The sequence below is a fragment of the Streptomyces sp. MS191 genome, from assembly GCF_008042125.1.
GTDB lineage: Bacteria > Actinomycetota > Actinomycetes > Streptomycetales > Streptomycetaceae > Streptomyces.
Genome location: NZ_RDBI01000187.1, coordinates 1 through 697, shown reverse-complemented (window position 1 = coordinate 697; position 697 = coordinate 1). Strand labels below are relative to the sequence as shown.

Genomic DNA, 697 nt, shown 5'->3' with positions numbered 1-697 from the left:
ACCTGAAGGTGCAACATGCAAGGCTCCAGCTCCGTGCGCCACCAGGACCTGACGGACGTACCCGGCCCGAGCGCGGTGCCCGAGGTAGACCCGGGCCGGGACCACGGGCCGGCGTCTGCCCGCCCTGCGTCAAGGACAAGCGGCGCAGGCACATCCAGTGGATCGAGGTCTACCTCCAGCAGCTGGACGCCGACCGCACCCGCGTCTACCTGCGCGCCTGGTGACCGCGCCGCGGACGCCCCGGACGTGACGACCGCCCCCGGGTCGGGGGACGGGGGCGGTGGGGTCAGGCCGTGGCCTTGCGGAGCTGGTCGTTCAGGGCGCCCAGCCAGGCGGTGAACTCCTCGCGATCGGGTTTCGCGACACCGCACAGCGCCGCGACCTGGGCGTCCGTGAGGCCGCCGGGGCCGGTCAGGGTCAGCAGCCGGTGCAGCCGGGTCATCACGGCCGTCAGTCGCTGCGCGTCGGGATGGTCGATCTGGTCCATCCCATGGCCGGGGCCAAGCGTGGTCGAACCGGGCATACCGTGCCTCCTCGCCTCGTCTCCCCCTCACAGCAGCCTAAGCCCGCCGCATGAGAACCGCCCCCGTCCTCGGTTGGGGGACCAAGGAGGGGGGCGGTTCTCATGCGGCGGGCTTAGGCTGCTGTGAGGGGGAGACGAGGCGAGGAGGCACGGTATGCCCGGTTCGACCACGCT

Annotated in this window: 1 protein-coding gene and 1 pseudogene; one reads left to right on the top strand and one right to left on the bottom strand. The window is 72.2% G+C overall.

Going from position 1 to position 697, the window contains the following annotated elements; all coding sequences use genetic code 11:
- A pseudogene (locus tag EAO71_RS36265) lies at window positions 1-224 on the top strand (hypothetical protein); the annotation flags it as partial.
- 62 nt (window positions 225-286) lie between these two features.
- Here EAO71_RS36265 and EAO71_RS36260 read toward each other — a convergent pair.
- Entirely contained in the window at window positions 287-523 is a 237-nt protein-coding gene (locus EAO71_RS36260; RefSeq protein WP_147982052.1) for a hypothetical protein, read from the bottom strand.
- Window positions 524-697 lie beyond the last annotated feature (174 nt).